General features: G+C 33.9%; 18 protein-coding genes. 1 reads left to right on the top strand and 17 read right to left on the bottom strand.

Annotation, left to right across the window (positions count from 1 at the left end):
* Positions 1-34 precede the first annotated feature (34 nt).
* From ACLTBU_RS09415 to ACLTBU_RS09350, 14 genes are all read right to left on the bottom strand, one after another.
* On the bottom strand, positions 35-481 hold the full coding sequence (locus ACLTBU_RS09415) for a GNAT family N-acetyltransferase (protein ID WP_177669048.1): 447 nt from the start codon (positions 479-481) through the stop codon (positions 35-37).
* A gap of 40 nt (positions 482-521) precedes the next feature.
* Complete coding sequence (locus tag ACLTBU_RS09410; protein ID WP_412181883.1) at positions 522-1,052, bottom strand: hypothetical protein; 531 nt, start codon at positions 1,050-1,052, stop codon at positions 522-524.
* Positions 1,049-1,870: a hypothetical protein gene (locus ACLTBU_RS09405; protein WP_249332162.1), complete on the bottom strand. Its 822-nt coding sequence runs from the start codon at positions 1,868-1,870 to the stop codon at positions 1,049-1,051. The genes ACLTBU_RS09410 and ACLTBU_RS09405 overlap by 4 nt, the downstream gene beginning before the upstream one ends.
* 92 nt (positions 1,871-1,962) lie before the next feature.
* Positions 1,963-2,532: a hypothetical protein gene (locus ACLTBU_RS09400; protein ID WP_412218669.1), complete on the bottom strand. Its 570-nt coding sequence runs from the start codon at positions 2,530-2,532 to the stop codon at positions 1,963-1,965.
* Positions 2,533-2,679: 147 nt separating this feature from the next.
* Positions 2,680-3,018: a stalk domain-containing protein gene (locus ACLTBU_RS09395; RefSeq protein ID WP_412218668.1), complete on the bottom strand. Its 339-nt coding sequence runs from the start codon at positions 3,016-3,018 to the stop codon at positions 2,680-2,682.
* Positions 3,019-3,177: 159 nt separating this feature from the next.
* Entirely contained in the window at positions 3,178-4,806 is a 1,629-nt protein-coding gene (locus ACLTBU_RS09390) for an oligosaccharide flippase family protein (RefSeq protein ID WP_412218667.1), read from the bottom strand.
* A gap of 378 nt (positions 4,807-5,184) precedes the next feature.
* On the bottom strand, positions 5,185-6,069 hold the full coding sequence (locus tag ACLTBU_RS09385; RefSeq protein ID WP_177669038.1) for a carbohydrate ABC transporter permease: 885 nt from the start codon (positions 6,067-6,069) through the stop codon (positions 5,185-5,187).
* A 12-nt stretch (positions 6,070-6,081) separates the two neighbouring features.
* Positions 6,082-7,047: an ABC transporter permease gene (locus tag ACLTBU_RS09380; protein WP_177669036.1), complete on the bottom strand. Its 966-nt coding sequence runs from the start codon at positions 7,045-7,047 to the stop codon at positions 6,082-6,084.
* 57 nt (positions 7,048-7,104) lie between these two features.
* Positions 7,105-8,694 carry an extracellular solute-binding protein gene (locus tag ACLTBU_RS09375; RefSeq protein ID WP_249332165.1) on the bottom strand — a complete coding sequence of 530 codons (1,590 nt, stop codon included), beginning with the start codon at positions 8,692-8,694 and terminating at the stop codon, positions 7,105-7,107.
* A 265-nt stretch (positions 8,695-8,959) separates the two neighbouring features.
* A complete protein-coding gene (locus ACLTBU_RS09370; protein ID WP_412218665.1) occupies positions 8,960-11,209 on the bottom strand; it encodes a helix-turn-helix domain-containing protein in 2,250 nt (749 codons plus the stop codon).
* A 234-nt stretch (positions 11,210-11,443) separates the two neighbouring features.
* Positions 11,444-11,908: a hypothetical protein gene (locus tag ACLTBU_RS09365; RefSeq protein ID WP_412218664.1), complete on the bottom strand. Its 465-nt coding sequence runs from the start codon at positions 11,906-11,908 to the stop codon at positions 11,444-11,446.
* Positions 11,909-12,227: 319 nt separating this feature from the next.
* Positions 12,228-12,506 (bottom strand): hypothetical protein, encoded by a 279-nt coding sequence (locus ACLTBU_RS09360; RefSeq protein ID WP_412218663.1) that lies wholly within the window; start codon positions 12,504-12,506, stop codon positions 12,228-12,230.
* Entirely contained in the window at positions 12,503-13,015 is a 513-nt protein-coding gene (locus ACLTBU_RS09355; RefSeq protein ID WP_412218662.1) for a GNAT family N-acetyltransferase, read from the bottom strand. Before ACLTBU_RS09355 ends, ACLTBU_RS09360 begins: the two co-directional genes overlap by 4 nt.
* A 105-nt stretch (positions 13,016-13,120) precedes the next feature.
* Positions 13,121-13,378: a stalk domain-containing protein gene (locus ACLTBU_RS09350; RefSeq protein ID WP_412218661.1), complete on the bottom strand. Its 258-nt coding sequence runs from the start codon at positions 13,376-13,378 to the stop codon at positions 13,121-13,123.
* A 225-nt stretch (positions 13,379-13,603) separates the two neighbouring features.
* Between ACLTBU_RS09350 and ACLTBU_RS09345 the strand changes: the two genes are divergently transcribed.
* Complete coding sequence (locus ACLTBU_RS09345; RefSeq protein ID WP_412218660.1) at positions 13,604-14,206, top strand: N-acetylmuramoyl-L-alanine amidase family protein; 603 nt, start codon at positions 13,604-13,606, stop codon at positions 14,204-14,206.
* A gap of 56 nt (positions 14,207-14,262) precedes the next feature.
* Here the strand turns inward: ACLTBU_RS09345 and ACLTBU_RS09340 are convergent, their stop codons facing one another.
* The 3 genes from ACLTBU_RS09340 to ACLTBU_RS09330 form a co-directional block, all read right to left on the bottom strand.
* Complete coding sequence (locus ACLTBU_RS09340; protein WP_177671384.1) at positions 14,263-14,529, bottom strand: hypothetical protein; 267 nt, start codon at positions 14,527-14,529, stop codon at positions 14,263-14,265.
* A gap of 222 nt (positions 14,530-14,751) precedes the next feature.
* On the bottom strand, positions 14,752-15,090 hold the full coding sequence (locus tag ACLTBU_RS09335; protein ID WP_412218659.1) for a hypothetical protein: 339 nt from the start codon (positions 15,088-15,090) through the stop codon (positions 14,752-14,754).
* 221 nt (positions 15,091-15,311) lie between these two features.
* Positions 15,312-15,854 carry a hypothetical protein gene (locus tag ACLTBU_RS09330; RefSeq protein ID WP_412218658.1) on the bottom strand — a complete coding sequence of 181 codons (543 nt, stop codon included), beginning with the start codon at positions 15,852-15,854 and terminating at the stop codon, positions 15,312-15,314.
* Positions 15,855-15,877: the final 23 nt, after the last annotated feature.

The raw sequence follows: 15,877 nt of genomic DNA, 5'->3' as shown, positions 1-15,877 counted from the left end.
TTCCGTCTGATAAGCTAGACCCGTTAAATGAAAATTAGAGTCTTAAAAGATAGATGCAATAGTCCTCAATGCCCTCATGCCAAAAGAAGCAGTCTCTAGGTATCTTAGCAACTTCTTGAAGTGTAGCATGCGTTCTTTCAATGATCTTTCTTGACGCTACATTTGAAACTTTACAAGTTAAATAAAGTGATTTCATCTGATGGGCCCTTGCCACAGCAACCACCAGCCTAATCCCATGATAGGAATAGCTATTTCCCCGATAAGGTTCATCAATTTCATATCCAATGTGACCATTATAATAAGAATGATAATTGTGACCAATACGTATACTTATCTTACCTATACGCTCTCCAGTACCATTATCATAAATATCATAGTAATAAAACGGCAACAATACATCATTTCCTTGAAACTTTTCACAAACCTTTAGAGTTATTTTTTCATCCGAAAGTATGTCAAAATCATAAAAAAAAGTAAACATATATCTCCCCCTATAAATTATCTCATCTACTCATCTTTTCTTATGGAGCTCTCTTAACTTTTTGCTTTAGCTGAGCAAGCATACTTAGCCAGTAAATCTCATAGCTTATAGCTACTACTATAAGCACCGCTGAGATAGCAGAGGCATTCATCCTAAAACTTAGGCCTATTAAAGATAAGGTATGAAGTACCAAATAAATATTTTGCTTTTTCTGCCATACCTTCTGTTCTACTTCCAACTCCATACTCACTTTTTCTGCTTCTATAATGAGGTATCTCATTGCTAAACTCATACTTCCTAACACAATCATAATACCTTCTGACCATCCTACTAGCCTCAAATCCCCCCTGAATAAAAGCCAAGTTACACCTTCTACTATAACTATAGCCCAGCTTAAGTGTCTCGCTCCCCTTAATGCCTTATGGTTATGTTCTTGTAGGAGCATACCTATCCCTACAGCAATGACTATATAGCCTACAATATCTGGAAAGATAACTACACTACCTATTTGAATATTAACGAGCACAAGTAATGTTCCTAAAAATATCCTTCTATAACCTTCATATTTCATCTAATCCCCCCCTCTTCTCTAAGATATTTATAGCTATCTATCCTGCTAAAATAGGGGGTGTATCTCAAATTTAAAACCTGGTCTATAATCTCTTCGCCCTTAAGGTCTTCAAAATAGATTCTACTTTGAATCTCATAATAATTAAATCTCCTAGAATCCTTTGAATCTATCTCCATCTTACCTTCTAATTTCCATGCCATTCCCTGTTTAAAAGACTGTGGTTCAGGTGGCATGCCATTAATTCGAATTTCTATAAAATCTTTCACCAAAGGATCTAGCGTACTTTTTATACCATCAAAACGAACATCTTCAGTAAAAATTCCACTAAAAGAAGTCTCTCCTGAACTCGATGCCTGACTCATACCATTCTCTAGTATAGCTCTTTCATGTTCTACAGGATAAAAGATGATTTGCCCAATAGGTATATCCATTTCCTCACCATTATTGAACATCACTTTTGCTCTCGTTAGGCTTATCTCTTCTTCTATAGGCATGCCTTCCCCCTTATAATGATACTCGATCCAGTACTCTCTTTGGTCATGATGTGCATTAAGATTAAACTGATTACCTAAGCTTACTCTAAAGAAATGTCCTTCTCCTGTAAGTTCCGGAAATTCTATTTGAACAAGCTCCCTTGTATCATTTTTATTCATCAAACATCCTATAGTAAAAATTGTGTATTCCTCTAAACCTAACTCATAGTAATGTTTTAGAAATACAGGTTGCTTAAGCTGCTCAGCCTGAAATAAGAGTAGGTTGAAGATCAAACAAACACCTATTAACCCTATACAGAAAGTAAGCTTTATGTAGCACCTCATATATCTCCCCCTTCAAAAAGCTTTCTCTTAATGGTCTTATTAAGCTTTATAATTCCTTGTGAATTTTAGGCATAAAAATCCCCTAAAGTAGCTTATTTATACTCCTCTAACATAGCAGCTAAACTTACTTCATCTACCTTTGAAAGAATATGTCTATCCCCATATGGACTAAAGATAGGGTATTGTAAAGCTATATTCTCTGGTACACCATACATATCTTCTACTCCAAGTAAACCTACTTTCTCCCTTATATCTACATACTCATAATACACACTCATATCATCTTCTGGTGATGGGTCTCTCATCGAACTGGTATGAAAGACTATAAAAATACTTTCTTCTAATTCTGGTAAAGTCCCTACTTCCTGTGTCACATTGCCTTCCCCTAAGTAACGATCAAATACAGTCTCTTGTGTATGAGGCCTACCTTCTTCATCTCCTCTTACTTCTTTAAACCATTTACAATACGCCACGCCATTTTCTATTTCATAGTAAGCTATTGTTTGAATAGGCATATCGAATGAAGGGTCTCCTATTAATAAGAAATAGTTTGATTTTGTGTTAAGTGGGAAGATATAAGATTCTCCATAGCCTCCACCAGGGTATACATCTTCTCCATTTACTCTTGGTAAGGCTAATTGTGCAAAACGATAAGCTGTCAAATCATCACTTTTTAAGCCTTCTAAGGCCTTATACGCAGTGTGATTAGGGTTATAAGCATTGATGAATCTATCGTCCTCATTATAGTCTACTATTCCCCCTAGTATTTCAAAGATATTTCTAAGTGGTATATAGGTAAGACTTTCTCCTCACTCATTGGTATGCATAAACATAGGACCTATAAGTTCTACCTCTTCACCATTTAAAGCTCCCTGCTTACTGCCTATAGGCACTTCTAACTTCTCTTTATCTTTAACAATTGTTACTTTTTTACTCATTGCATCATACTCAACCTGAGCATCTAATTCTTCCCCTACAAGTCTTAGGGGTACATAAGTCACATCATTTTTCACTACAACTTCAACATCATCTCTTTCTTCGCCATTTAGAAAAAATGTTGTTTTTACTGGTTTTGCCCATGCTGTTGTCTGGATACCTACTAATATACTTATTCCTAAAATAATTCTACTTAGCTTCTTCCTATTCATCTCCTTGCCCTCCATAGATACCTCTTATGAAATTATTTCATACTTCATCCTGAATTTTTGGTATAAAAATACCCCAGAAGTCGCTCAGACATATTTCAGGGTGAGTTATACACTTTTCATATTTATACTCTATCATTTGCAAAAACATTACGCAATAGTTTAAATTTTTTTACCAAAGTGAGGTAAATCTTCTACTTTTAACATACCACTTAAGAATCCACTAAGACCATAGATAAGAATACAGAGGGCTATACTTAAAATGAGATTAATATTTGGGAAATTAAAGAGGTTATTAAGAATATAAAAACTAGATAATCCAAGAATACTCATGATAATGGAACAAAGTAGCGGGTATAGATAAAGTGAACCAAGATGAAGATTTAAGCCAACTTTATATTTTAGATAGTATACACAAAGTAGTGCAAAAACCATATACGCAATCAATGTACTATAAATAACACTATAGATATGCAAAGTAGGTATACAAAGTAAAATGCTATTTAAGATGAATTTAACACTTAACGCAATAATAGCAAATAAGGTAGGCACATATTGTTTGCCCATACCTTGTAAGATACTAGAAGAAAGCTGAGCAGTGGTAATAAAGATAATTGTTAAGGCACCATGCATGACAAGTTCACCACCATCAGGATGTGTCGTAAACATAAAATACATAATAGGCTTTGCAAAAATCATAAGTCCGAATGATGCTGGGATAGAAAGCAAAAGACCTATACGAAGAATTTGAGAGATTTTGTCTGTAAGTCCATTCCTATCTCCCAAAGCGTAAGACTTTGAGATCGATGGAATAGCCGATACAGATACAATGAGTATGAGTGAAATAGGAATATTAATCAGTGTAAAGTACTTCGTTGTGTATTGACCAATCAAACTTGTAGCAATTTCCATCGTAGAAAGTGCTGCTGCACCAGATACAGGAATTGTCTCTACAAGCCCAGAGGCTCTAAGATAGTCGACAGCTGAAGGAAGCTTATTTGAAAGCATTGAAGCATCTATTACCGAAAATATTGAGAAGATAGATGTGGTAATAACCATTGGGATAATAATTGAAAGAAGCTTGTAAATAATTTCCCTGCGACTTTTGAATAGAGGTTTGGTAGATGTAATTGGTATTTGGTTTGTAGGGTCATTTTTCTTATAAAGAAGAATAAGGATAATGAAGCCACATAGAGCACCAATACCTGTTCCTATAGTACTACCAGCAGCTGCAATAGCTACACCGTATTGTATAAAGTAAGTAGCAAGAACTACACTAAATAGAGCATTAAATAATTGCTCGACTACCTGAGAGATAGCTGTAGGAAGCATCGTATTCATTCCTTGGAAATATCCCCTTACAACAGCCATTAAACTGGCTATAAAAATAGTAGGGGACAATATACGAAGTGGAAGAATAAGTTCCTCCATCCCATTTAGTTGAACAGCAATAAACTCAGCCCCTACAAATAAGCCAAGACTAAGTAGCCCACTTACAGCACCTGTATAGAACAGAGCAACTCTGAAGACCTTCTTAGCATCCTGCATGGTACCTTTAGCGAGACATTCGGCAACCAGTTTAGAAATCCCACCTGGGATACCAATGGCAGATACACCAAGAAGTACCACATAGATATTAAAAGCAACCCCATAGATTGCATTACCTGTATCACCTAAAATGCTCGTCATAGGAATACGATATAAAAATCCAATTATTTTACTTAAAAACATAGCAATACCTAGGATTAAAGCACCTTTGATAATGCCAGTACTTTTAATTGAAGTTGTCATGTAATAACCATCCTTTATTTGAGCTGTTTCTTATGTTTATTTAGAACATTTCCTCATACTTCCTGTTTCATACAGTGTAAATTATAAAAATTCAAATCGCTTCATCTGCTTCTCTATAACAATTACTGCTTTGCTTCCTCGAGTATATCACAACTTCATATGTTTGTAGATATATTTCTGATGATTTGCTTATGTTCAAGGTTATGTTCTTTAGCGAACCACGGTTAGGAGTGCCTACACCAAGATACTCGTGTAAGTAGTCTCCTATGGAGCTAATAATCTGCATTCGAAAGATTGGATGCATTGTCTACCTTACATATGTGTAAGTACATAAAAAAGAGAGACTTCTTTTAAATAAAAGTCTCTCTTCCTACCCTATTAACCTTTTACTGCCCCTATCATGACCCCTTTTGTAAAATACTTTTGTACAAATGGGTACACACATAAAATAGGTACGGTTGATACAACAATGGTTGCATACTTAATACTTTCACCTATGGCTTCTATATCTCCACCTGCTCCACTAGCAATCATGCTATCTGTAGAATTTGATATTAAAATTTCCCTTAATATAATTTGCAGTGGATATAAATCTCTCGATCTAATAAATAACATAGCATCAAACCATGCATTCCAATGTCCAACTCCATACATAAGTACCATAACCGCTATAATGGCTTTAGACAATGGCAAAATAATTTTGAAGAAAATTGTAATATCATTAGCGCCATCTATTTTAGCGGATTCCTCTAAACTATCTGGTATAGATTGAAAATTGGTTCTCATAATAATAAGATTATATGTAGAAATAAGTCCTGGAAGCATAAGCGCCCATATGCTATTTCCCATTCCTAAAGTATCATTAATAAATAAATATCTAGGGATCATTCCCCCGCCAAAGTACATAGTAAATACGATAAATACTAAGAGCACTTTATTAAGCGGGAACTGCTTACGTGTTAATACAAATGCTGAAATAGCTGTAACAAATACATTCAAAAAAGTTCCTACTATCACTACAAAGAGCGTAACACAATAACCTGTTACAATATTAGGATTATTTATAACTGCCTTATAAGCATCTACATTAAGACCTAGTGGTTTAAAGAGTAATCCTGTATGTGCAAGTAATGCATTGGAATCACTTAAGGAGGCAAATAATACATAGATAACAGGATACAATGTAATAATCATTATGAATGTAAGCAAGACTATATTAAACTTATCAAATATTCTTTCACCTAAACTCCCTTTACCTACCATCTTTATCCCCCTTTACCACAAACTTGTCTCTGAAACTTTTTTACTAAACTGATTAGCTAAGATAACTAAAATAAAATTAATTAAAGATGAGAATAGACCAATAGCTGTTGTATAGCCATAGTCAAAACTTCCTCCCAGTCCATAACGGTAAATATACGTTGATAGTACATCTGCTGTTTCATACGTCTGTGGATTGTACAACAAAATGACTTTTTCAAATCCTACACTCATAACCTGACCTACTCGAAGGATGAACAGCATAATGATTGTTGGTGCAATGGATGGCAAGGTGACATGAATAAGACGTTTAAATCGATTAGCACCATCTATTGCAGCAGCCTCATAAAGTTGTTCATCTACACCTGATAGAGCTGCTAAATAAATAATCGTTCCCCATCCAATCTCCTGCCAAATACCACTAGCTACATAAATTGTTCTAAAATATTCCTTTATCGCCAATAAGTTAGTCTGTTCTACTAATCCCAAACTTGATAAGAGACTGGTAATGAACCCATCTCTCGCTAAAAATTGATTGAGCATACCACATACAACAACAAGGGAAATAAAATGTGGTAAGTAAGTAATCGTTTGAACAGCTTTTTTAAATTTTTTATGTTTTACCTCATTTAACAATAAGGCCAAAATAAGGGGTGCTGGAAATCCCCACAGGATATTTTGGATACTAAGTGCCAGTGTATTTCTAATTAAGCGCCAAAAGTAATGACTTTCAAAGAATTTGATAAAGTTATCAAGTCCAATAAATGGACTACCACTTATTCCGTCTACAATACTATAATCTTGAAAAGCCATTACAATGCCATACATAGGGCCATAATGAAAGATTGCATAATAAGCGATAAGTGGAATAGCTAATGCATACACATACTTATTACGATTCCATTCTTTCTTCATTTTTGTTCCTAAAGATACCTTTGGCTTCTTAACTTCTTCCCCCTGCACTAATGCTACTTTTGCCATTTTTTCTCCCCTTTCTTTAAAAGGGAACCTGGTTTGGTCCCCTTCGTCTACAGTTAATTACCTTGCCTCATATCTCTTAATACCAGCTTCTTTAATCTCAATTGCACGATCAATGCCAAATTTATTAATTTGCTCTACATATTGATCGAAATTATCTAGCGATTCTGCACCTGTTACAAAAGCAATAAACATTTCATCTCTGTATGTATTTATTTCAGTCATAATCGTTGCTAGATCTTTAGATTCATCGGATGTCGCTGTAAGCGGTGGGATAACATGTTTTGCTGCATTATCTACATATTTATTAAATGCTGCCGCAGCTTCTTTTTGAGCATCTAATTGATAGTACTGTTCTTGGTACTCTGGTATTTCACAAAGTCCTGGTGCACCATAGTTAGCTTGAATATATTTACCCATTGCATGCCCAATGGATAAACCATCTGGATTATTTAAGATAAGGTCTGTATAAACAGGTTTACCATCTTCCATATTATAAGTAAGCCCTTCTACCCCAAAGTTCTTAAGAAGTGCTCCTTCTTCTGTATAAAGATAGTCAAACATTTTCACAATCTCTTCTACATTTTCAGCTGTTGCTGTAATAGCTGCTGCTGGCCCTGCAATACTATTTGTATACCCAGATAAAAATTTCCCTTCATCCCCCTTATTCAGTACAGGGTTTGGCACACCTACAAGTTCATACCCTTCCTCAGTTGCTGCCTTATACCAAGTTCCTATACTACTTCCAACCCATGCAAAAGTAGCACCTGTTTTACCATTAATAATATTTGCATCTATAATCTTACTATCGATAGAAGCAAAATCTGGGTCTAATAATCCTTCCTTATACCATCTATTTAATGTGGTTAAATACTCTTTATAGCCTGGCTGTATTGGACCATATTGTACCTTACCATTATCATCTAAATAGAAATCAATACCTATTTCATAAGCTGCATTAAATAAGTTAAGTCCATTTCCTGATAAATCTAAAGCTTTAATACTTAGTGGAACTTCTACACCCTTTTCCTCTTTAAAAGCTCTAAGAACTGTTTCCCATTCTTCAATAGTTTCTGGTGCTTCAAGCCCTAAATCCTCTAACCAGTCCTCTCTTAATACAAGACCTGAGAAAGCTTTTACATCTCCTTGGTTAAGTCCTTGGAAAGCATAAATGGTCCCCTCATCTGTTTTACATTGTTTAAACATTTCTGGATTAGCTTCCATCGCTGCTTTATAGTTTGGTGCTAAATCTAAATAATCATTTAAAGGAATAATAATGCCATCTTTGACTGCTTTTTCTGGCCCACCTGGATACTCACTTAACCATTGTGCTTGAATAACATCGGGTAAATCTTTTCTTGAAGCAATTAAGAGTTTAAATTGTTCTGCCTCTTGACCTACTGGTGGATGTAAGAATTCTATAGCAACACCTGTTTTTTCTTTTAGCTGTTTATAGTATTCTACTTCTCCGTAGTTTTGGACGACTGGACTAACATTTCCATTCATAGCTGCCCAATAGGTGATTGACTTATCTGCTGATCCTTTAGATGTATCTGTAGAAGATGTACCTGCTTCCTTCTGTCCACATCCTGTTGCCCCCACTGCTAGCATCACACACATACATGCTACTGCAAATTTTCTAAAACTCATTTTTATTCCCCCTCAGTTTTTTCTCACTGTTTATTACAAGGTCACTCTACCACATTTTTCATTTTCTAAAATATCCCATATTGTTTTATGACCTTTATTTTTTTACTTTTTGACCCCTTCATTTTTTTACCTCCTATATATTTTCTTACTTTTCTTTAGTAATTTTAGCCTTTACAAAGGCTTTTAGGCTTATAAAATAGGAAAAGGTAGCTATCCGTTTCTTAATCTTATCAGATAACAAAAGGATAACTACCTTATTTATAAATTATTTCTTATTCCCATAGATTTCTTTATACTGTCCCGGCGTAACCCCTTCGTATTTCTTAAAAGCTCTCGTTAAAGCTGCTGTATTAAGGAAACCTGTCTCTTCAGCTACCTTAATCAGCGTCTTGGTAGTACCTTGAAGTAATTTCTTAGCCTGTTCTACTCTATATTTATTAATATAGCTTAATAGATTTTCTCCTGTTTGCTCTTTAAATAAGCGTGAGAGATAAGACGCATTCAGTTCAAACTGGTCAGCGACTGTAGCTACATTGAGATTCATATCCTTATAATGCTCTTTAATATATTGAATAATTCTTTCTTCCCTCTCCTTAGCATTTTCTTTGACTTGATCTGTTATTTTACAGATCTCTTCTATAAGATCATCTATTTTGTCTCTTATATCATAAACCGTATAGGATTTTTTAAATACATCCTTTGTATCTATTTCTAGACTAATGTTTAATTCTTTTGCTACCTGTTTGATTGTCTCTAGACAGTCAAGCAATAAAAGTCTTCCACATTCGGCTGAAATCTGCTTTTCCTTAAAATTAATTTGATAAATTTCCTCAATCATTTTATGAGCCTTCTCACTATCACCCAATTTCAGAGAATTTATCCACTGCTTATGTTTTGTTTGATCAAATTCATATTGATTATGATGCTCTTCTATATTTCCATAATAAATCATTTGCTTCGTACCTATAATCTGCTTTTCCTCTAGCGCCTCTAATGCCTCTTTATACCCGGCGCCAAAGTTACTGATCCCTATGATAGGGCTTGAAACCCCTATAGTGTACTCGATTTTAAGCTGCTCAGCTAAAAATTTCCTTGTCCTTTCAACGCCTTCTAAAATATAGTCTAATTCATTTTCATCTTCTTCCTGCCCATTCAGTATAATAACATACCAATCATTAAGAGGAATGACCCAGCTCATGATATTCCCATTAAAAATTTCTTTAATAATATTCTCTATCATAAAAATACTAAGCTTTAAATCTTTAGCCTTTTTTCTCTCTATATCCATATCCTCAAAAAGAGTGATAACACTTCCTTGGGTGCAAAGGGTCTTTTGATTTTTTAAGATGTAGGCATAATTTTCGTCTGTCTCTTCTATTAGGCCATAAAGCGCTTTACGTAGAATACTTTCTATCATAATCTTTTCTTGACTCTTTAATTTTTTCTCTATATTATTCAAAATGCTATTGATATAAGTGACCTCCGAATACTTATGATCTTCTATAGATAAATTACTTTTGCTTAATCGATTTATTATATGCTCTATTTTCTTATAATTTTTTTTAACACCCTTGATTCCTAAAATCAGTAACAGGACAAATGCTACCCCCATACCTGTAAAAGCAACTAAAATAAAGCTTGATTTAGCTCTTAATTGATACTCTTCTATCATCCATATGTAGTGTAAATCTGAACTATTTTCTTCAATATAAAATACCCTGTACTTTTGACTATTTAGAGTAATACTCCCTATTTCTTGATTGCTTAATGTACTTGTTACTGCTCTTAAATTCTCTATATCTTTTTCAAAACTGCTAGACCCATCAGCATCATTTGACGCTAAAAGCTCAAAATCTCGATCTAAAATATAGAATTTGCCCTCATTAAGATTATTATAGCTTCCAATCAATGCATTAAACTGCTCCGTATTGACTTTAACAATAACATTGGAATACTCTACTGTTTCATTCGTAGGAATTGTAACAATATAAAATATCTCATCTAATATTTTAATCAGCTTCCCTATTGGATAATTTTCCTTAAGTTTTTGATTCCATTCTTCTTGATTCTTATTCTCCCCTAACAAATAATCTGTGTATAATAAGTCTGCATCCCTTATACCTAATGCATTTATAAAAAAATCACCCTTATGGTAATATAAAATAAGATCTTCAATAAGGTAATTATATTTCTTTATTTTTTTTAGTTCATTAATTCCCATAGCAAGTTTATAGTTATCTGAGCCTGTCCTATTTTTATCTAAGTTTAAAATCCTTGCAAACCTCGGATTAGAATCTACTTCTATCACTAATCTTTCAATATCACTTACTAAATAATCGATTTCCCTTACGATTTTATTGAGTATAGAATAGTTACCTCGAATAACTTCATTATTCACATTTTTTATAGATGTCGTATACATATATCTAAAAGATATTAATCCGACAATACCTAATAAAACATAAGGTATCAGTAATGAATAAAACATCTCTTTCTTTATAATAACCTTTTTCACCGAACTCCCCCCATATCAATAAGTTCTCCGTTACTTGCCTATATATAGTTTGATTATAATATAATTTTATAATAAATATCAAACATTCAAAAAATATTTTGCATCTATAGGCGCAATACTTATGGATACAAGATGCTGGATTTACTGCAAATACTGTACTGAATCACTTTTGCACCAATAGAACATCATAAAAAAAGCCATAGACCTTATTATTAAGACCTATAGCTTCTCATTCTATTTAATTTTGATAACCACTGGTGCAGGAAGCTCTACTCGCCTGGTAAAATTAGGTGACATATAGACTGTATCATAGGGGTAATCTATAAGTGGTATTTCTACATGGAAGGTACCTGGCGACTCCACATATTTATCTGTTTCTTCATCCCACTTCCTACTATAGGTTGACCAACTGTTGAAATGATATTTTTGACCTTGTTCATCATAATAATCGCTTTGCCATATTTGATGGGAGCTCTCTTCTTCGTATTGCTTCCCTATAAAGGTTAAAAGCCAACCTTTTTCTTTCTTCTCTGCTCTCTCAAACAAGCAGTTTTGTGGTAACTTGTCTGCCTGAACATTTTTGAGATCTAATCTAAGCCTTTGCATATCTTTATCTAGCCACTCTACCCCTGTAATATACATGGTGAGTTCCTTGCTTTCGGAAAAGAAAGAACTCTCTAAACGATGGGAGTTCATCATGGGTGAATCCTTCTTGCCCGTTGCTGTAATACCATTTGTTATCTTTTCAAACTTCTTCCCTTTTTCATTTTCTATATAGAAATCTAGTCCTCTTATCCATGCTGTATTACTTTCTACATCATCAAAACACTATTGCATTACATAGGATACGGCCTCATAGGCATAACCTATTTCATAAGCCCAAACAGCACGGTTATTCACCTGGAATAAGTGAATTACTCTAACAACTTTATGCTCCCGTTTTAATTCTATAACAAATCTCTCCTTATCCTTAGAGAACTTTTGCATAAATTGATTATAAGCCTCCCGATTTTTTGTCTTACCTTCTTCCGAACTTTGTCTTACAATGTTTACACTCATATGTATAAATTTGATATCGGTCAAATAGATGTCCACATTTTGGACATCTATAGACTACCAACCTAAACCATAGCATATAGACGATTATAGGTAGCATTCCTATTAAGGCAATGATTTGAGAATGCATTGCTACCCCTACTATCATTGCAATAGCAAGCAGAGGCACTAAAAATATCTGCATACTTGATTGCTTCATAATTTGTGAATAACGTTTTTGGATTTCTTCTGGCGTTTTCATAAGCTCTCCCATTCCTCTTTGGTCATGGAGTATCTCACGCTATCTTCTAAGTTTCGGCTGTACCCCCGTAATGTCCCTTCATAAGTGAAGCCACATTTTTCAATCACACGTTTGGATTTTATATTAGACGGATAATGACAAACTGCTACGACCATTAAATCAAGTTCACTAAAAGCATGTGTTAGTACACGCTTTACAGCTTCTGTGGCATAGCCTTTATTCTGATAATCATCTGATAAAATATAGGCTATCTCTTTATATCTATCATATCTATTACTATCAGAAAGTTCAACTGTTCCAATAACCTTATGGCTCTCTTTTAATACAATGGCCCAAGATTCTTGATACTTAATAGATGCACGGATATATTGAAGGCTTTCATCCCTATTCTGATGGGTTCTCCAACCCGCCTGCATAACACTTGGACTTTTACTAAATGCAAATAGGTCAGTAGCATCACTTTCCTGCCACTCCCTAAGTATTAAACGTTCAGTTTCTAGCATTTTCATTATAGACTTCTCCTTTATGAAATTTTCTTCCACTTTTTACTCATCTTTTATTCTCCCAGTAGACATGTAACTGTTTTGTCTATCCCTTCAGTAATACTATAATATTTAAATACTAGTGCATCTTCTGTTTCCCATACTAGTTTCAATTTGTCTTGTTTCCTGATCCCAATTAACGCTATAACCTAATTGCTGCGATAATGCTCTAAGCGGCAGCAATACGGTATCATCAATGAGCTTAGGTTCTTGCTCTAAGTATACTTCTTGTTCATTATAATAAATATTTATTAAGCCTCTTGCCTGACATGGCATGACCATTATAACGGCTACACCTACTATAAGTAATTTCTTAAATATCTTTTTCACTTTATCTGCCTCCTATATTGGTTACCACTCACATCCTAAAAGATAACCTGTACTCCCAATATTTATTTTAAATTCATTGTTTTATACCGTAAACAAAATAATCTCAATCTTCAACCTATTCTTCTGTCTGGATTAAGCTCACAAATCTGATTAACTTTAAGGTATCGTTATGCCGCTACATCTTCATATATTATAATGCAACAATTTTATAGGAGATGATTAAGGGTGAGAAACCTTATTATTTTAGATGCTGTCCACGGTATGGACACCGCAGGGAAAAGGACACCACTCTTTGAAGATGGCAGTTTTATGCATGAACGCTCATTTAACCAAGCCGTTGTTAAAGAAATGATTAAACAACTCCAAAAATATGACTGTCTAGTTAAATGGGTATCAAAGGAAGAGAAAGATATTCCCTTAAGCGTTAGATGTAGCAGAGCAAATACTTATTTACAAAATTTCATTTGGCTCCATGGTAAGACTAATATTAATAGTATTTTTATCTCTATACATGCTAATGCTATGAGTGAAAATTGGGGAACAGCCAATGGAATCGAAACCTATTATCTATCCACTGGTAGTTCATGTAGTTTCAAACTTGCCCAAATTGTTCAGAAGCAACTTATTATCCATACTAAACGCCGCAACCGTGGTGTTAAAACTGCTAACTTTTTTGTCTTAAGAGAAACACATATGCCTGCTATTTTATGTGAATGTGGTTTTATGGATTATAAACCTGAAGCACGGCTACTACGCTCAGATGCCTATCGAATACAATGTGCTACAGCAATCGTAAAAGGCATAGTAGACTATATGAAACTTAATTAAATAAATCAAAAATGCCCTCTACACTTAAATGTGTAAAGGGCATTTTATTTAGACTTCTATAAACAAAGTTTATTTTGTAAACAATGTAAAATATCACTTCTTGTTAAAAGCTGAATCATTTTTTCTGTATCTTCATTAAAGAGCTTATAAAGTCTTGCTGTAATTTCTAATAGTTCATCATAGCACTCAAAGCAAAGTACTGGATTTTGTCCATCTGAAGTTACAAGCATTTGAAATCTTTCATCATCATGTAATTCATTATTGTATAAAGTATGCTCTTTATCTACTTTGCCACAAGCTATACAGCTTACTACTTTTTCCATTTTTATCGCCCCCATTTCATTGATATAGATTTATTATACCACTAGGGCTCATAGTGCAAAAATAACAAATGTTAACCTTTCCCAGTTTTTCTTAAAAACAAGAAGAAAAAAGCTTGAGAGCATCTCTACTCTCAAGCTCTTAAAATAATTTTTGATATCTTATTTTTATAAAATATCAACTTATCCTTTACTATAAAGAATTAAATCATTAAACCAATAGTATTATACACATGGATAATTATGATCTCTATCTTTACATTTACATAAAGCATTAAGTTTGCCAGCAGATTGTTGTTCAAAGGTAGCAGTATTTCCAATAATAGCAGCAAGAGCATTAAGTTCTCCAACATTATTAGTTAAAGCTGCACTTACTAGTACCCCTGCAATCCCAAATTCAACTGCTGCAATAGAAATAGCAACTGGCCAAAGGATAGGGCAAAAACCACAATCAAGCCATCCAAAACGTGCTTCAAGGCTTTCTGTACTACCTTCTGTCCCTTCTGGGAATACCTCTTTCATAAATTGAGTCATAGCATCTTGCCCAAATACTTCTTTAATCATTTAAAACTCCTCCTTTTATATAATATTTAGTAAGGTAATTTTAAACTGCATTTTAGTGCTTAATGCCGTACCTTGTTCCTTATTGCTTTTAATAATCTTTTATTTATGTCTCTAATATACTATGTCCTTTACCTTAAAGTGTGCCTTATGATTACATAATTCATTAAAATATATCAATTTTCTATCTTTTATCCTTTAGTATTTCTGCATTAATCGCAATGTCAAAAATCATAAGTCCTATCACAATACCTATAAAAGAAAGGTTCATACTCTCTACCATAATAACTATAGTTCGTAAGAGGCCTCTTTTTGTTACAGTAATGGTTAACTCTCTTACAACTTCTTGAATTTATATTTTCAGTAGGTATCTTCTTATGTCGCTTTATTTTCTTACGAACACTAACCTCTTCATTCCCTGAAATACGCTTATGATCAATGTGTTCCTTATCTAATACTTCCACTTCAATATCTTGCTTCTCCAAATATTTACTCTCTATAGCATTCATTTCATCTAATACTGTAATTTTCTTATCTATGCTTATTTGATACAATTTAACAGCTTCATAAAAGGCTTCTAAAGATTGTTCTATCTCTTCAAACTTATCTTGAGATTCATTTTTCCTGTTCTTTTCTATTATTTCCTTACTTGTATTCTTTAGATTTTCAATAGCCTCATTCTGAAGAGAGCGTACAATCGCTAAATAATTTTTTAAACATTTCATTGACCTTTCACTCGCAATAAGTAAATTTTCGGAATCCCCCATCTGTCTACCCCCATTGCTCTCTC

The organism is Zhenhengia sp. (assembly GCF_046966505.1).
In the GTDB taxonomy this organism is placed as follows: Bacteria; Bacillota; Clostridia; order Lachnospirales; family Cellulosilyticaceae; genus Zhenhengia; species Zhenhengia yiwuensis.
Note: the sequence above shows the minus strand (reverse complement) of the source record. Positions and strands in the feature narration are given on the sequence as shown.

What these genes read in the sequence shown, in the direction of transcription:
- ACLTBU_RS09390 (WP_412218667.1), bottom strand. Translation starts at nt 4,806, where the DNA reads ATGACAACTTCAATTAAAAGTACTGGCATTATCAAAGGTGCTTTAATC.
- ACLTBU_RS09330 (WP_412218658.1), bottom strand. Translation starts at nt 15,854, where the DNA reads ATGGGGGATTCCGAAAATTTACTTATTGCGAGTGAAAGGTCAATGAAA.
- ACLTBU_RS09355 (WP_412218662.1), bottom strand. Translation starts at nt 13,015, where the DNA reads ATGAAAATGCTAGAAACTGAACGTTTAATACTTAGGGAGTGGCAGGAA.
- ACLTBU_RS09395 (WP_412218668.1), bottom strand. Translation starts at nt 3,018, where the DNA reads ATGAATAGGAAGAAGCTAAGTAGAATTATTTTAGGAATAAGTATATTA.
- ACLTBU_RS09405 (WP_249332162.1), bottom strand. Translation starts at nt 1,870, where the DNA reads ATGAGGTGCTACATAAAGCTTACTTTCTGTATAGGGTTAATAGGTGTT.
- ACLTBU_RS09415 (WP_177669048.1), bottom strand. Translation starts at nt 481, where the DNA reads ATGTTTACTTTTTTTTATGATTTTGACATACTTTCGGATGAAAAAATA.
- ACLTBU_RS09340 (WP_177671384.1), bottom strand. Translation starts at nt 14,529, where the DNA reads ATGGAAAAAGTAGTAAGCTGTATAGCTTGTGGCAAAGTAGATAAAGAG.
- ACLTBU_RS09360 (WP_412218663.1), bottom strand. Translation starts at nt 12,506, where the DNA reads ATGAAAACGCCAGAAGAAATCCAAAAACGTTATTCACAAATTATGAAG.
- ACLTBU_RS09385 (WP_177669038.1), bottom strand. Translation starts at nt 6,069, where the DNA reads ATGGTAGGTAAAGGGAGTTTAGGTGAAAGAATATTTGATAAGTTTAAT.
- ACLTBU_RS09380 (WP_177669036.1), bottom strand. Translation starts at nt 7,047, where the DNA reads ATGGCAAAAGTAGCATTAGTGCAGGGGGAAGAAGTTAAGAAGCCAAAG.
- ACLTBU_RS09410 (WP_412181883.1), bottom strand. Translation starts at nt 1,052, where the DNA reads ATGAAATATGAAGGTTATAGAAGGATATTTTTAGGAACATTACTTGTG.
- ACLTBU_RS09375 (WP_249332165.1), bottom strand. Translation starts at nt 8,694, where the DNA reads ATGAGTTTTAGAAAATTTGCAGTAGCATGTATGTGTGTGATGCTAGCA.
- ACLTBU_RS09365 (WP_412218664.1), bottom strand. Translation starts at nt 11,908, where the DNA reads ATGATGAACTCCCATCGTTTAGAGAGTTCTTTCTTTTCCGAAAGCAAG.
- ACLTBU_RS09335 (WP_412218659.1), bottom strand. Translation starts at nt 15,090, where the DNA reads ATGATTAAAGAAGTATTTGGGCAAGATGCTATGACTCAATTTATGAAA.